Source organism: Catenulispora sp. EB89 (genome assembly GCF_041261445.1).
Taxonomy (GTDB): Bacteria; Actinomycetota; Actinomycetes; order Streptomycetales; family Catenulisporaceae; genus Catenulispora.
Window position 1 is genome coordinate 166,619 of the sequence record NZ_JBGCCU010000014.1, and the last position, 15,457, is coordinate 182,075.

General features: G+C 70.3%; 10 protein-coding genes and 1 pseudogene. 4 read left to right on the plus strand and 7 right to left on the minus strand.

Annotation, left to right across the window (positions count from 1 at the left end):
• Positions 1-3 precede the first annotated feature (3 nt).
• From ABH920_RS27905 to ABH920_RS27925, 5 genes and pseudogenes are all read right to left on the minus strand, one after another.
• On the minus strand, positions 4-768 hold the full coding sequence (locus ABH920_RS27905) for a putative hydro-lyase (RefSeq protein WP_370352119.1): 765 nt from the start codon (positions 766-768) through the stop codon (positions 4-6).
• Between the two features lie 520 nt (positions 769-1,288).
• Positions 1,289-2,239, minus strand: coding sequence for a collagen binding domain-containing protein (locus tag ABH920_RS27910; protein ID WP_370352219.1), 951 nt, complete (start codon positions 2,237-2,239; stop codon positions 1,289-1,291).
• Between the two features lie 9 nt (positions 2,240-2,248).
• Positions 2,249-3,712 (minus strand): annotated as a pseudogene (locus ABH920_RS27915) (MFS transporter); the annotation flags it as partial.
• Between the two features lie 834 nt (positions 3,713-4,546).
• On the minus strand, positions 4,547-8,293 hold the full coding sequence (locus ABH920_RS27920; protein ID WP_370352120.1) for an AAA domain-containing protein: 3,747 nt from the start codon (positions 8,291-8,293) through the stop codon (positions 4,547-4,549).
• A complete protein-coding gene (locus ABH920_RS27925) occupies positions 8,290-8,661 on the minus strand; it encodes a hypothetical protein (RefSeq protein ID WP_370352121.1) in 372 nt (123 codons plus the stop codon). The genes ABH920_RS27920 and ABH920_RS27925 overlap by 4 nt, the downstream gene beginning before the upstream one ends.
• A gap of 110 nt (positions 8,662-8,771) precedes the next feature.
• Here ABH920_RS27925 and ABH920_RS27930 point away from each other — a divergent pair, with 110 nt between their 5' ends.
• On the plus strand, positions 8,772-9,113 hold the full coding sequence (locus ABH920_RS27930; RefSeq protein ID WP_370352122.1) for a metallopeptidase family protein: 342 nt from the start codon (positions 8,772-8,774) through the stop codon (positions 9,111-9,113).
• 118 nt (positions 9,114-9,231) lie between these two features.
• On the opposite strand, the gene ABH920_RS27935 is transcribed toward ABH920_RS27930, so the two are convergent.
• Entirely contained in the window at positions 9,232-10,227 is a 996-nt protein-coding gene (locus ABH920_RS27935) for a hypothetical protein (protein WP_370352123.1), read from the minus strand.
• A gap of 171 nt (positions 10,228-10,398) precedes the next feature.
• Complete coding sequence (locus ABH920_RS27940; RefSeq protein WP_370352124.1) at positions 10,399-11,556, minus strand: serine hydrolase domain-containing protein; 1,158 nt, start codon at positions 11,554-11,556, stop codon at positions 10,399-10,401.
• Positions 11,557-11,684: 128 nt separating this feature from the next.
• Between ABH920_RS27940 and ABH920_RS27945 the strand changes: the two genes are divergently transcribed.
• From ABH920_RS27945 to ABH920_RS27955, 3 genes are read left to right on the plus strand one after another with little or no spacing between them, the layout of a single operon-like run.
• Positions 11,685-12,479 carry a TIGR03084 family metal-binding protein gene (locus tag ABH920_RS27945; RefSeq protein ID WP_370352125.1) on the plus strand — a complete coding sequence of 265 codons (795 nt, stop codon included), beginning with the start codon at positions 11,685-11,687 and terminating at the stop codon, positions 12,477-12,479.
• Positions 12,476-14,260, plus strand: coding sequence for an acyclic terpene utilization AtuA family protein (locus tag ABH920_RS27950; RefSeq protein WP_370352126.1), 1,785 nt, complete (start codon positions 12,476-12,478; stop codon positions 14,258-14,260). The genes ABH920_RS27945 and ABH920_RS27950 overlap by 4 nt, the downstream gene beginning before the upstream one ends.
• Entirely contained in the window at positions 14,257-15,435 is a 1,179-nt protein-coding gene (locus tag ABH920_RS27955; protein WP_370352127.1) for an acyl-CoA dehydrogenase family protein, read from the plus strand. The genes ABH920_RS27950 and ABH920_RS27955 overlap by 4 nt, the downstream gene beginning before the upstream one ends.
• The last annotated feature ends 22 nt before the right edge of the window (positions 15,436-15,457 follow it).

Below are 15,457 nucleotides of genomic sequence, written 5' to 3' on the forward strand. Positions count from 1 at the left end.
GCGTCACACAGTGACCGGCGGCTCCCGGACATCGGTGAGGAACATGTGCCCGGGAGCGTGCGTGATGGCGAACGGTGGCCGGGACGCGACCACCGCCGCCTGCAGGGTCACGCCACAGGCCCAGAACATCGGAACGTCGTCGGGCTCAGCCTCCGGCGGCTCCCCGAAGTCGGGCCGCTCCAGGTCGTAGATGCCGAGCCGTCGAGGATCGCCGACCTGCACCGGCGCCCCATGCGCCGCCGGCATCAGGGCCGTGATCCGCCCGGCGGTGCCAACCAGCGCCGACGGCACCGGCCGCATCGAGACCACCAGCGGCCCGCGAACCCGCTCGGCCGGCCGGCACTGCCGGTTCGTCCTGTACATGGCGACGTTCCGCCCCGGATAGCGCCACGGCACCCCGGCCTGAGCCAGGGCACTGTCGAAGCTGAAGCTGCACCCGGTGAGGAACGTCACCGAGTCCTCGCGCCACACGTCGACGACATCAGTGGTCTCGTCGACCAACCGGCCGTCCCGCCACACGCGGTACAACGGCAGATCGGTCCGCAGGTCGGCACCCTCGGCGAGCCGCGTATGCCGCGACCCGGTGTCGGTGACATCGAGGATCGGGCAGGCCTCCGGGTTGCGCTCGATGAACAGCAGCACGTCATAGGCCCACCCGGCAGGCACGCTGAGGAAGTTCGCCTGCCGGAAGCCGGGCGCCAACCCGGCCGTCGGCCCACGCGCCCCGGCGCGGAACCCGGCCCGCAGCTCGGCTGCTGTTTCGGGCATATCGGCACGTTAGGCCGATCCGGGGCGGGGTTCAACAGGGGGGCGGCTGCGTGCCTCGTCTCGATACCTCGGCATCGAGGTACCTCGGCATCGAGGTATATCGATTCGAGGTACCTGACCCTGCCATACCTCGCGGCCGAGATACCTCGCGGCCGAGATACCTCGGGGCCGAGGTATAGCAGCATGCGCTGGGTCACCGTGCTGCGCCTCGATGCCGAGGTACCTCGGCATCGATGTATATCGATTCGAGGTGTCTCGTTTCGCTATACCTCGGTACCGAGGTATCTCGCCGCCGAGGCATGCGCAGCCATCGCTCACCGCCCGATCACGCCGTACCGGCGCGCACTACCCATCCGACCGCCGGCCGCCGGTGCAGCATGCGCCGGGCTACCGTGCTGCGCCTCGATGCCGAGATACCTCGGCGTCGCTGTATATCGATTCGAGGTGCCTCGTTTCGTTATACCTCGGTCCCGAGGTACCTCGCCGCCGAGGCAGGCCGCCGCCGTCCCTCGCCGCGCCCTCACTCCGGGTACCCCAGCTGCACGTCATGCCGACTGTCGATCCGGCCGTCCACCCGTACCGCGCTCGCCACCGGCGGATATCCGCTCGCGATCAGCGTGTACTCGCCGGCGTCCAGGTCGGCGAAGGCGAACGAGCCCTCCGGGTCGCTGTCGGCCGTGGCGACCACGTTTCCGGCGCCGTCCATCAGCATCACGCGTGCGTCGGGCAGTGGCGAGTCCGTGGACCAGGCGCGGACCGTGCCGGTCAGGCGTACCGCCGGGTGGAGTTCGACCTCGGCGCGCGTGGTGCCGTGGCCGTCGATCGTGATCGACAGGGCGCCGGGGCGGTGACCGGTCGCGTTCACCGCCAGGATCAGGGTGCCGACTGGCAGGTCGCGGAAGGTGTGGGTGCCGTCCTCGCCGGTGCGGCGGCTGGTGACCAGGTCGCCGGCGGCGTCGGTGAGCATCAGGGTGGCGCCGCCGATGCGGCTGCCGTCGGTGCCGCGGACCGTGACCGCCAGCCGGCCGCGTTCGGCCAGTTGGATGTCGTGCCGGACGCTCCGCTCGCGGGCGGTGATGGTCGAGGCCTCCGGTTCGCGGCCGTCGGCGGCGACGATCAGTACGTACGCGCCGGTGCGCGGGACGCCGAGCCGGTAGCCGCCGTCGTCGGCGCTGCGGGCCCGGCCCACCTGCCGGCCCTGCGGCGAGACTGCGGTGATCACGGCCAGCGGCATCGGCGCGCCGTCGCGGTCGCGGACCCGGCCGTGGATCAGGACGCCGTCGCCGTTGTAGGGGATCGGGATGTGGTTGTACGCGGGCTCGGCCGCCGTCGGCTCCGGGACAGGGACAGGGACTGCGTCGTGCAAAGGAAGGAGGAACTCCGTGGGATCGGCGGAATGCCCGGCCGATTCGGAGCCGGACCGCACGGCCTCCGCAGTCTGCACGGACTGCACGGACCGCACTGACTGCACAGCAGGCGCCGGCTGACCGACCCGGAAGCTGATCAGCACGAACGACACCGCCGCCGCCGCCAACAGCAACCCAGCCGCCCACCAGAACGCGATGACGTACCCGTGCACCTGGGCCTGCGTGTGCAGCGTCGCAACCTGCTGCGATGTGGCGTTCGGAGCGGTGTGCGCGGCGGTGTAGTTCCGCGTGGCGCTCAGTGCCAGGGTACTGAGAAGCGCTGTCCCGATCGCCCCGCCGACCTGCTGCGAGGTGTTGACCATCGCCGACGCGACCCCGGCGTCTCGCGGATCCACACCACCGGTCGCGACGTTCATCGCCGGCATGAACGCGCACCCCATGCCCAGTCCCAGCGCGATCGTGCCGGGCAACACCCACGTGTGATACGAGCTGTCGGCGGTGATCCGCGTCAGCGCGAGCATGCCCGCCGACCCGAGCAGGAACCCCGGCGGCATCAGGTACCGCGGCCGGACTCGAGTCATCAAGCGTGCGCTGATCTGCGTGGCGCCGATCAGCATGCCGCCGACCATCGGCAGGAACGCCGCGCCGCTGCGGATCGGCGACATCCCCTGCACCGCCTGCAGGTAGTACGTCAGGAACAGGAACGCGCCGAACATGCCGACGATCGCCAGCCCCAGCGACAGGTACGCACCGCCCCGATCGCGGTTCCACACCACGCGCAATGGGAGCAGCGGCGCCTTGGAGATCGCCTCGACGATGACGAACAGCACGAGCGCGACCCCGGCGGCAATCAGCAGGCTGATGGTGATCCGCGCGCTCCAGCCGTCGGACTCGGCGCGCGACAGGCCGTAGACCAGGGATCCCAGCCCGCCGGTCACCAGGAAGATGCCGAGGAAGTCCAGCCGTCCGTGGTCGCGGTGCCGCGTGGGTTCGCGCACGGCGACCGCGGCGCCGGTGAACGCGATGACGGCGAACACGACGTTGACGAACATCGTCCAACGCCAGCTGAGGTACTGCGTCAGCAGCCCGCCGAGCATCAGCCCGACCGCCGCGCCGCCGCCGGCGATCGAACCCCAGATGCCGAACGCCTTGGCGCGCTCGGCCGGCGCGGTGAACATCACCGTCACCAGCGACAGCGCCGACGGCGCCAGCATCGCGCCGAAACAGCCCTGCAGCGCGCGGGCGCCGAGCAGCATCCCGGTGTCGACGCTGGCCCCGCCGAGCGCCGAGGCCAGCGCGAACCCGATGACGCCGACCTGGAACGTCCGCTTGCGCCCGAGCCGGTCGGCCAGCCGGCCGCCGAACAACAGCAGCGCGCCGAAGGGCAGCGCGTAGGCGGTGACCACCCACTGCCGGTCCGCGTCGGAGAAACCCAGGTCGTGCTGCGCCGAGGGCAGCGCGATGTTCACCACGGTGCCGTCGAGCACCACCATGAGCTGCGCGAGGCCGATGAAGGCCAGGGCCTTCCAGCGGCGTGGGTCGACGAGCGGTGGGGCGGCAGGATTGGTTGAGGACATGCGGGATACACCTATCCGAACAACTGCAAGGAATTATCAGGATTCGAAGATAAGGGGGCGGTGAGCGGAATTTCGCTATGGTTATGCGAAGGCTCTGGGAGCGCCGGTTTTCAGCGGCTTATTCGCGCATTGCGACGCCGCCGACGTGTGGTGCGTGCCTGATTCATGGACATCCGCACCACCTTCGCCAATACGAAACGACTCCGTACCACAATAGTCGCCGAAGCCCGTATTTACGAACTCTGAGATTAACGCCATGTTTGCACTCGGTCGCAGTGGGCAACGCGCTACATCCCCGTCAAGCGGTGTGCAGAGTTGTGCGAGGCAGGTAGAGGAGGCCGGGGCGTCAGCAGCAGGGGTCCTGCCGGACTTCACCGGTGCCATGCTCCATTACGCGCTGTGGCTCTACGGTGGCTTCCCCAACGCCGAGTACCAGCTCTGCTGCGCACGCGTGATCAGGGAGCTGACGTGGTGCGAGGAGCGGTTCGCCGCCGAACACTGGATTCGCTGGGTGCTCTCGGAGACGATCAAAGAGGCGGATCGGGCCCGAGGAGAGGCCTGGACCATTACCCGGTCATACCTGCACTTCGCCACGGATCTTACCGTGCCGGCCACTAACAACCAGGCAGAACGAGATCTGCGCGCGGTCAAAACCCAGCTGAAGATCTCCGGCTGCAGCCCTCGACGCCGTCTGCCGCAGCTGTGCGCGAGCCAAGCCAGCTGCAGGTGCCGATCGCCGATCCGGTGTCATGGCACTGGACGTCGTCGGCCCCGCGACCGTCACTGTGACGGTCGCGGTATCTCCGGAACGACTGCCGTCACCGTGAAGGAGGTTCACCTGTCGTAGAGCCGCCACGCCGGGATCCGTTGTGCACGGCGGTTCCCCTCCTCCGATGCGAGCAGTCCGGTTCGTTTGAGCTGAAGGAGGAGGTGGCGTGCGGGGTCGGCGCCGGGGGCGGTCCCGGTGTCCAGGACGACTGCCGTGGTCGACGTGTCCGCCGCTGTCACCACGGCGTCGGCCACGTAGCCGTCCAGCTCCTCGCAGAGGCTCACCTCCCCGGCCGAGGCCGCCAGCCGGTCGAACAGCAGATCCCGGTACTCCTCGCCGTGCGGCCATCGGGGACTGTGCCGGCCGGCCTCGATCTGTTCCAGAAGCCTGAGGCCCAGCCCGCCGCGGCGGATCCAGAAATCCCGGTCGCTGATGACGAACAGGTGGGCCCGCGCCCGGGTGATCGCCACGTTCCACAGGTTGGCCTGGTCGTCCAGGAATCTCAGGGCACCGGGGCTGATGCCGTCGGCGGCGACCAGGCTGTAGATGACGGCGTCGCACTCACCGCCCTGGAAGGAGTGCGCGGTGCCCACGCGGACCCGCTGCTCGTCGGCCCACTGGGCCCGGATCGCCGAGGCCTGGGCCTTGAACGGGGTGACGACGCCGATCGTGGCCTCCGCGGGCAGCTTGTCCAGGAAGTAGCGGATGCCGCCGCCGACGCGGTCGATCTCCTCCTTGTTGATCCACGACCCGCGCTGGTGTCTCATCGCGGTGCCCTGCTGGTTGATCCACTTCACGTTCGGCTGGCCCGGGACGCCGCGCAGGTGTTGTGACGGTGTCAGGATCGTCAGCGGCTTTCCGCGTGGCGCGTAGAAGAGACTGTCGGACAGGCGTGCGATCTCCGGATGGCAGCGGTAGTGCTCGTTGAGCGTGAGGCTGCCTCCCGCCGCGTGTTCGAGGGCGTGGAACGCGGAGTCCTGCCGGTAGGCCAGGTGCGCGTCGAGAAGCTGTTGCGGGCCGAAGCCGTGCTTTTCCCGGATGGTCGCCTCTTCCGGGGCCTTCAACGTGGCGACGTGGGGGAGTTGGAGCGGGTCTCCGATGACGACCGCGCGCTTGGCTCGGAACAGGACCGGCAGAACGGCGGGGATCGAGCACTGGCTGGCCTCGTCGATGACGACCAGGTCGAACATGCCTGCGTTCGGCGGGAAGCGGCGTGCCGACAGACAGGTGACGGCCCACGCCGGAACGGCGGGCAGTGCGGCGCGCAGCTTGCCCCAGTCCGAGCTGCTGGAATCGGTGTGGTCGGCCAGGGCCTGGAGCGCGGTGCGGCCGCCGGTGTGCAGGTCGTGGATTTTCGACGCCGCCAGGTCCAGGGCCCTCGCCTGACGCCTGTCCTCGGCGCCGGAAAGGGATGCGGTCAGTTCCTCGTCCGTGGGATGCGTCCGCGCGCTCAGCGTGCGCCACGCGCCTTCGCCGTCGGCGAAGGCGCCGACCGCCAGGCACAGGGTGTCAGCGCTCTGTGGCGTCGCGTCGATGCCCAGACGGTTGAGGAACCTGCGGCGTCGTCGATCCGCGAACCAGCGGGCGCGGTGCAGCTTGTCGGCGCGGGACCGCATCCGGGCGAGGTCCTGGTCGGAGGCGCCGGACAGCCGATCGGGAACCGTGGCGCTCGGGCCTTCGCCGCCGGCCAGGATGGCGTCGAGCGCCTGCGCACGCTGCTGACCGGCCGCGAGCAGGGACGCCTCGGTCGCGGCCTTGTCGGCGGCGGCTTGCCGGAACACGCCGAGCTCGCGCGTCGCCGCGGCGTACGCGGCTCGGGCGGTCGGGAGCGTTCTGCCAGTGCCAGTGCCAGTGCCAGTGCCAGTGCCGGTGCCGGTGCCGGTGGAGGGCGCGGCGGCGGTGCCGGTGGCGGCCAAGGCCCCGCGCAGGATTTCCCGCTCGACGGCCTCGTAGTTCGTGCGCTCGCCGTTGCCCCGGCTGCCGGTCCGGACGATCAGCCCTTCGACCGCGCGTTCACAGCGGTGCCACACCTCGTCGACGGCCGCGTTGTTGGTCGACGCGACGAGGACGGACTGCCCGGCCGCGACCGCGGTGGCGACCAGGTTGACGATCAGGGCGCTCTTCCCGGTGCCGGGCGGCCCGGTCGCCACGGTCAGCCTCCGGGTCAGCGCGGCGTCGAGGACGTCGCTCTGGGCGTCGTTGACCGGCCCCAGGACGACCTGCTCGACGGCGCCGGCCGCCGAGGAGCCCGCAAGCCCGTCGAGCAGGGCGCCCATCGCGGTCTTCCCGATGGCGGGTTCCTTGCCGGCGATGTCCTCCAGGTCTTTCAGGAGCCTGCGGACGGTCGCGCCGGAGTCCAGGACCATGAGCACGGCGGTGTTCCGGGCCCCGCTCTGGGGTACCCCGGGGTTCAGGCGGTCGGCCATCCGGTCCGGGAGGATCTGGTCGATCCAGTCGAGTTCGAACTCGTCGCGAAGCAGATGGTTGATCTCCCGTGCCAGGCCCGCGTGATCGCTCGCGCCCCAGTTGGGACTGTAGGTGCGCAGCAGGTTCTCGGCGCCGTCCTCGCCCAGCCAGTACCTGCTCAGCACGGGATTCGGCTCCGGCTCCCCGTAAGGACGAAGCCGGACCGAGCCGTCGTCGGCCTGAACGATCTCCAGGCGGCGGATCAGGAGGGGAGCGCATTGCGGCACTTTGAGGTTCACGCCTTGTGCGTCCTGGAGCAGCACGATGACGGGGTAGCCGTAGAGGAGGTCGGAGCCCTTCTTGGCCGCGTCGTCGATGTGGTCGGCGAACTCGGCCGGTACGGGGAACATGCCGTCCGGATCGGCTCCGGTGCCGCTGAGCAGTTGCTCCGTCCCGCCGATGAACACGGCTCGGGACTCCGTCGGAGCGAACTTCAGGAGTTTGTCCTCGGCGTTCTCGGCGCGGATGCAGTGCGCGTAGTACTCCAGCAAGGGCTTCCAGGCGACGGCTCCACCCGCGGGCCCCGCATCCTTCGCGGTGGAACCCGAACGCGGCGCCTTCGACGTGCCGTCGCGCGGATCCCTCCGCCGCACCGGTGCCTTGGCCAGGTAGATGTCGCCGCCGCTCACCCCGATCGAGGAGGTCACGGGCGTCTGGCGCGTGCCTGCGGGCCGCGCGTTGAGCACCGCGCTGACGTGCTCGTACAGCTCGGCCATACCGACCCGGCCGTCCCGGTCCCGGTCTCCGGCCCCGCTTCGCAGCGCCTCCACGATGGTGCCGGTGAACAACGACGGGGAGTCGTCGCCGTCGCCGGCCCAGGACGCCTCCTGGGCCTGGGAGGAGGCCAGGATGTACACGCCCTTGGTCTGCATGGGCGGACCGACGGGATCGGAGCTCTTCGGCGTGCGGATCGTGGTGATCCCGGCGGCGAACCCGCCGCTTTCGCAGCAGTCGAGGATGAGGACCTTCTGCCGTGCCGCACAGTCCTTCAGATGTTCGTTGAGATACGCGGCCGGTACCGCGGTCTCGGCCAGGTCGGCCGTGTCGGTGTCCCGGGTCACGACGTGGAACTCGCCGGTCGCTGCGCTGCGCAGCCCGTGGCCGCTGATGTAGACGACGGTCAGTTCGTCCGGCTCGCTGCGGTCGAGGAAGTCGGCGATCCGCCGGCGCAGCGCCGCCGCGTCCGGATCCGAGGCCCGCTCGATGACGTCGAATCCGCCGACCGCCGTGTCGCCCAGCACCTCGGCCATGACCGCGATGTCGACCGCGACCCCCGGCAGGGCCGGGAAGTTCTGATAATCGGTCGCGCCGACCAGGAGGGCGCGGCGCCGTGCCGGGGCCGTCACTTCTGCAGCTCGTCGAGGACTTTCGACAACAGCTCGGCCTGTTCCGGGCTCGGGTCGCCGGAGATCTCGACGTAGTCCTGGCCGACGGTCACTCGGACCCGCTCGCGCTTGTGGCGCGAGCACAGCTTCTTGACCGCCTCGGCGACCAGCGGTGCCGCGGCCGGCCAGGCGTAGTCGACGATCGCGTGCAGGACCTCCGGACCCTGGCCCTTGGCGCCCAGGCGTGCTTCGCCGCCGGGGTACTCGAGGCGGACCGCGACGTCCTGGACCCCGGTCAGATCCGAGCTCAACGCGCGCGTCGCGTCCTCGCTGCGGAGCACGTCGTCGCCGAACACCGCGATCACCGCCATGGCCGTCCTGGAGCTCATCACTGTCCCCGTTCATGTCAGAGGTCTGATTTCTAAAGCGAATGAGTATCGTAGCCGACGGGTAGCGGCCGGGGCACGTTGCGTAGCGTGGCGCGTGCGACAATGAGACGGTGATCAGCATCGAGCCCGAACAGTTCGAACAACTGGTCGGCGAAGCGCTGGACTCCATCCCGGAGGCGCTGGCGCGCCAGATCCGGAACGTGGCGGTGGTCGTCGAGGCCGAGGCGCCGTATGCCGGGCTGCTGGGGTTGTACGAGGGCATTCCGCTGACCGGGCGGGGGGAGTGGTACTCCGGGGTGCTGCCGGATCGGATCACCATCTACCGCACCGAGATTCTGAAGATCTGCCACAGTTACGAGGACGTGGTGCGCGAGGTGCGCACCACGGTCATCCACGAGGTGGGGCACCACTTCGGGATCGACGACGAGCGGTTGCACGAGCTCGGGTGGTGAGGCGGCGGCTCGGGGGTCGCCGAGCCGCCGAGGATCTGTGCTGTTCCGAGGATCTGTGCTGTTCCGAGGATCTGTGCCGCCCCGCAACCGTGTGCCGCTCCGCGGGCCCGCGCTGCCCCTACTTGCTGACCAGGTCCGGCTGTTCGTTCGCGAGCAGCTCGTGCCCGGTGAGCCGGATCTGGGTGTTCGAGGGGGCCTGGCGGACGACCGTGTAGTGCTGCGTCGCCGCCTCGGGGTGCGCGGCGGCGTACTCGGCGGTGAAGTTCCATTCGCACGTGTAGAGCGTGGTGAACGCGTTGGTGTCGGTCTGGGTGACGACATGGGTCGTGTAGCTGTCGACGATCGTGACGCTGACCAGCTCCCGCTTCTGGTCGTCCTGCAGCGGCAGGTCCCACTTCGGGCCGTCGTCGGCCGTCAGGATCGTCGGCGCGTCCGGGGCGAGCTGCACGGACGCGCCCTTGATCCACGGCCGCTCCACGCTGTCCAAGGCGTTCTGGAACGATCTGCGAACCGTGGTCCCGTCGTTGAACGTGGCGGTCCGGTCGCTGGAGGCGAACTGCAGGACGCCCATCGTGGGCTGACCCTTCTGGGCCGCCGGCGCCCGGAACCCGGCCACGATCTCGAACAGGCCCGCGCCGATGGTGACGTCGTCCTTGTTGGTGTACCCGATGCTGCCCCTCCGTCCGGATCCCTTCCCCTTGGTGACGACCGGTTGGCTGACGACGACCAGGGGCAGGCTCCCGGCGATGGCCCCGGCCGCCGCAGGCTGGAAGGGGAGTACGTCGGTACCCAAGCAGTGCTTGTAGAACGCTGCGGCTTCCAGGCCGGTCTCGGCGTCCAAGCCGGCGGCGTAGCCGGTGAGGGCGGTCTCCCACGACGCGCCCAGCCCGCGGAGCGCCGCGGCCCGCTGAAGCCACGTGCGGATATCCCACATGTCCAGAACGGCGGTGTACTCCGGCGCGGTGAGACCGTTCAGCATCGCCTCGACCAACGCCTGGTGCCCCGCCAGCCCGGAGTCGTCCACGAGGGACTGCAGCCGCAGGATCGCAGCCTCGGTGGGCTTGTTCTTCACCTTCGCGTACCGATCGTTCACGTATTTGCTCGCCGAGAACATGGTCCCCTCCGCCTTGTCGCGAAAACCGCCGTGCGCGATCCCCATTCGTAAGTTAGAGGTCTGATTCAGTTCGCGTCGACGAAACCGGGGACCCCGGAGCCCTGTGATTACCCTGATGTGACGCGGCGTGGGTTCAGTGATAGGGAGCAGGCGCAGGACCAGCGACAAGCTCTATCCGCGCGCCGTGTACGTCCAGAAAGCCTTGTGCAGCGGCACCGGCGCCGGGTCCGGCATCGCGGTCGTGGACAGCAGGATCGCCACGGTCCCGGTGGCCGGGATGACGTGCCCGGTCTGGCCGGTGCCGCCGGTCCAGCCGTAGCGGCCGACCACGTTCCAGGGGTCGATCTCCGCGACGTCCACCGCGCCGCCGACGCCCCAGCCCTGGCCCTCCAGGAACCGGCGGGAGGCCGCGCGCTGCTCGGCGGTCAGGTGGTCGGTGACCATCTCCCGCACCGATTGCGGCGACAGCAGGCCCGGCGCGTCGGACCGTCCCGACACCCCCGCCAGCAGTGTGCGCGCGAAGGCGAGGTAGTCGTCGATCGTGCCGACCAGCCCTCCCGCCCCGGACGGGAACGCCGGCGCGCCGTCCCACTCCCCGTGCACCGGATCGGCCTGCGTCATGCCGTCCGCGGTCGGGCGGTAGTACGGAGTGAACCGGTCGAGCTGGTCCGGCCGCGCCCCGAAACCGGTGTCCGTCATGCCCAGCGGGTCGAAGATCCGCTCGGCCATCAGCTCCGGCAGCGGCGTCTCGGCGGCCCGCGCCAGCAGGACGCCGAGCAGGTCGCTGCACGTGTTGTACAGCCAGCGCTCGCCCGGCTGGTACACCAGCGGCACCTCGCTGAGGTTCTTCACCCATTCGTCGGGCGCCGGAACGTGCTTCGGCTGCAAGCCGTACGCCTGCGAGCCCTGCTCGAACAACGCGCCCACGGCCGGCCAGCTGAACTCGTCGGGGAAGCCCCAGCCGGCGCGGGAGGTCAGCAGGTCGGCCACGGTGATCGGGCGCGCCGCCGGGACCACGTCGTCCAGCGGGGCGTCGGGGGTGCGCACGACCATCGGGTGCGCCAGCTCCGGCAGCCACCGCGCGATCGGGTCGTCGTGCCCGACGCGGCCCTCCTCGATCAGCAGCATCGCCAGCGCCGCGGTGATCGGCTTGGTGAGGGAGGCGATGCGGAAGAGGGTGTCGCGCGCCATCGGCGTGGAGCCGCCGAGCTCGGTCGTCCCGGCGCTCGCGAACTCGAGGTCGTCGCCGCGCGCGACGAGCGCCACGACGCCGGGCGTCTGGCCGTTGTCTACCGCGGACTGGAGGACGTCTTGCAGGTCGGTCGCCACGCCTGCCACCGTACGCGCCGCCACAGACAGCCGCCCGGGGAAGAAATCAAGCGTGCATGATTGATTTTTTGTTGCCGAGCTGAAAGGCTCGCGGTGGCTCCGAACCGAACACCGACCCGGGAGACGCGATGGCAGTGCTCGACGACCTGCTCGAAGACCTGGCCGCGGAAAGCGGCGTACTGGACGCCCTGGTCACCCCGCTCGACGCCGCGGCCTGGCGCACCGAGACCCCGGCCCCCGGCTGGACGATCGCGCACCAGATCGCGCACCTGGCCTGGACCGACCGCGTCGCCGCGCTCGCCGCCCGCGACCCGGACGCCTTCAACGCCATGCTGGCCCGCGCCCTGCGGGAAGGCGGCGCCGGCTTCGTCGATCAGCAGGCTGAGCACGGTGCGGGGCTGGAACCGGCCGAGCTGCTGGCGGCCTGGCGCGCCGATCGCCACGACCTCGCCACGGCGCTCCCCGAAGTCCCGCCCGGCGGCAAGCTGCCCTGGTTCGGCCCGCCGATGGGCGCCGGGACGATGGCCACCGCCCGCCTCATGGAGACCTGGGCCCACGGCCAGGACGTCGCCGACGCCCTCGGCGTGCGGCGCGAGCCGACCGCGCGGCTGCGCAACGTCGCGCACCTCGGCGTTCGCACCCGCGACTTCGCCTTCGTCTCGCGCGGCCTGCCGGTGCCGGACGCCGAGTTCCGCATCGAGCTCACCGCGCCGGACGGCGGTACGTGGACCTGGGGCCCGGAGACGGCGGCCGAGCGGGTGACCGGCCCGGCGCTCGACTTCTGCCTGCTGGTGGCCCAGCGCCGGCACCGCGACGACCTGGCCGTGCAGGCTGTCGGCGGCCAGGCGGATCAGTGGCTTGACATCGCGCAGGTGTTCGCCGGCCCGAGCGGGCCCGGCCGGAGCAAGGGACAGTTTGCATGACTGACACCAACGGGTTGCCGCAGAACGGGTCGCAGAACCGGTCGCACAATCGGTCGCACAGCCTGTCGCAGAACCCGGACATCATCCGCATCGGCAACGCCTCCGGCTTCTACGGCGACCGTTTCAGCGCCGTCCGCGAAATGCTCGAAGGCGGCGAGCTGGACGTCCTGACCGGCGACTACCTCGCCGAGCTGACCATGCTCATTCTCGGCCGCGACCGGATGAAGAACCCTGACGCCGGCTACGCCAAGACCTTCCTGCGTCAGATGGAGGACGCCCTCGGCCTCGCGCTGGAACGCGGCGTCAAGATCGTCGCGAACGCCGGCGGGCTGAACCCGGCGGGACTGGCCGACAAGCTGCGGGAAGTGGCTGCGAAACTCGGCCTGGACGCCGCGATCGCGCACGTCGCGGGCGACGACCTCCTGCCGCGGGCGGCAGAGCTCGGATTCGCCGGAGCGCTGACCGCGAACGCCTACCTCGGCGGCTTCGGCATCGCCGCCTGCCTGCGTGCCGGCGCCGACGTGGTGGTCACCGGCCGCGTCACGGACGCCTCGCTGGTCGTCGGCCCCGCCGTCGCGCACTTCGGCTGGCAGCCCGCCGACCACGACCGGCTGGCCGGCGCCGTGGCCGCCGGGCACGTCATCGAGTGCGGCGCACAGGCCACCGGCGGCAACTACGCCTTCTTCACCGAGATCCCCGACCTGCGCCACCCCGGCTTCCCGATCGCCGAGTTGCACGCCGACGGCTCCAGCGTCATCACCAAGCACCCCGGGACCGGCGGCGCCGTCAGCGTCGGAACGGTCACCGCGCAGCTGCTGTACGAGATCACCGGCCACCGGTATGCGAACCCTGACGTCACCACCCGCCTGGACAGCGTGACGCTCACGCAGGACGGCCCGGACCGCGTCGGCATCAGCGGCGTCGTCGGCGAAGCCCCGCCTCCGCAGCTCAAGGTGGCGCTGAACAAGCTCTGCGGCTTCCGCAACCAGGTCGAGTTCGTCCTCACCGGCCTGTCGATCGAGTCCAAGGCGGACCTGGCGAAGGAACAACTGCTCGCCGGGCTGACCAGCGCCCCCGAGTCGATCGAGTGGACCCTGGTCCGCACCGACCAGCCCGACGCCGACACCGAGGAGACCGCCAGCGCGCTGCTGCGCTGCGTGGTCCGCGATCAGAACGCTGACACGATCGGCCGTGCCTTCACCGGCGCAGCGGTGGAACTCGCGCTTTCCGGCTACCCCGGCTTCCACGTGACCGCCCCGCCCGGGACGGCCTCGCCCTACGGCGTCTACACCGCCGCCTACGTCGACGCCGCCGAGGTCACGCACGTCGCGGTGCTTCCCGACGGCGAGCGCGTCGTCGTCCCACATCCCGACCTAACGCTGGTGCTCGATACAGCGCCGGATCCCGTTCTGCCGCAACGACTTCCCGCCGAGGAGACCCACCTGGCCCCGCTCGGACTGGTCTTCGGCGCGCGCAGCGGCGACAAGGGCGGCGACGCGAACGTCGGCGTCTGGGCCCGCAGCGACGAGGCCTGGCGCTGGCTCGCGCACGAGCTCACCGTCGAGCGTTTCAAGGCTCTGCTTCCCGAGACCGCCGATCTGGACGTCACCCGCCACGCGTTCCCGAACCTGCGTGCCGTGAACTTCGTCGTCGAGGGCGTCCTCGGCGCCGGCGTCGCTTCCCAAGCCCGCTTCGACCCGCAGGCCAAGGGCCTGGGCGAATGGCTGCGGGCCCGCAACGTCGAGCTTCCGGTGTCCCTGCTGAAAGGAAGTGAGCGGTGAACCGCCTGTCCAGTCCCGCGTGGTCGACGGAGGAACGCAGCGCCCTGAGGGAGACCGTCCGCAGGTTCACCGAGCAGGAAGTGCTGCCGAACCTCGACGGCTGGGAACGGGCCGGTGAGCTGCCGCGCGAGCTGTCGAAGAAGGCCGGCTCGCTCGGCCTGCTCGGCGTCGCACATCCGGTCGAGGTGGGCGGCGGAGGCGGAGACCTGATCGACGCCATCACCGTCAACGAGGAGATGCACTACGCCGGCGGCTCCGGCGGCTTGTTCGCATCCTTGTTCACCTGCGGCATATCCACGCCGCACCTGGTGGCCGCAGGCGATCGCGCGCAGATTGCGCGCTGGGTCAAGCCGACGCTGGCCGGCCAGCTGATCGGGGCGCTGGCCGTGACCGAACCCGGCGGCGGCAGCGACGTCGCACGCATCCAGACCACGGCCCGCCGCGACGGCGACCACTTCGTCGTGAACGGCGCGAAGACCTTCATCACCTCCGGCGTGCGTGCGGACTACGTGGTCGCCGCCGTGCGTACCGGCGACTCCGGAGCCGCCGGGATCTCCTTGCTGGTCATCGAGAAGGGCACGCCGGGTTTCACGGTCAGCCGTCGGCTGGAGAAGCTGGGATGGCTGTGCTCCGATACGGCCGAACTGGCGTTCCAGGACGCGCGCGTCCCGGCCGAGAACCTGGTCGGCGCCGAGAACAGCGGCTTCTTCCAGCTCGCCGAGCACTTCCTGTCCGAACGCGTCGCGCTGGCCGCACAGGCCTACTCGCACGCGCAGCGCTGCCTGGACCTGGCCGTGGAGTGGACGCGGAACCGCGAGACGTTCGGCAAGCCGCTGATCGGCCGGCAACTCGTCCAGAACACCCTCACCGAAATGGCCCGGAAGATCGACGTGTCGCGTACCTATACCCATGCGCTGATCGACCGATCCATCGCAGGTGCGGACCAGGGAGGCCAGCCGGACCTGATCGCAGAGGTCTGTTTCGCCAAGAACACCGCCGTCGAGACCGCCGAATGGGTCGCGACGCAAGCTCTACAACTGTTCGGAGGCCTGGGCTACATGCGCGAATCAGAGGTCGAACGCCACTACCGCGACGTCCGGATCCTGGGCATCGGCGGCGGCGCGACCGAGGTGATGAACGGCCTGGCGGCCCGCGTGCTGGGCTTCCGCTCGTGACCGGGCTGCGTACGGCCCTGGA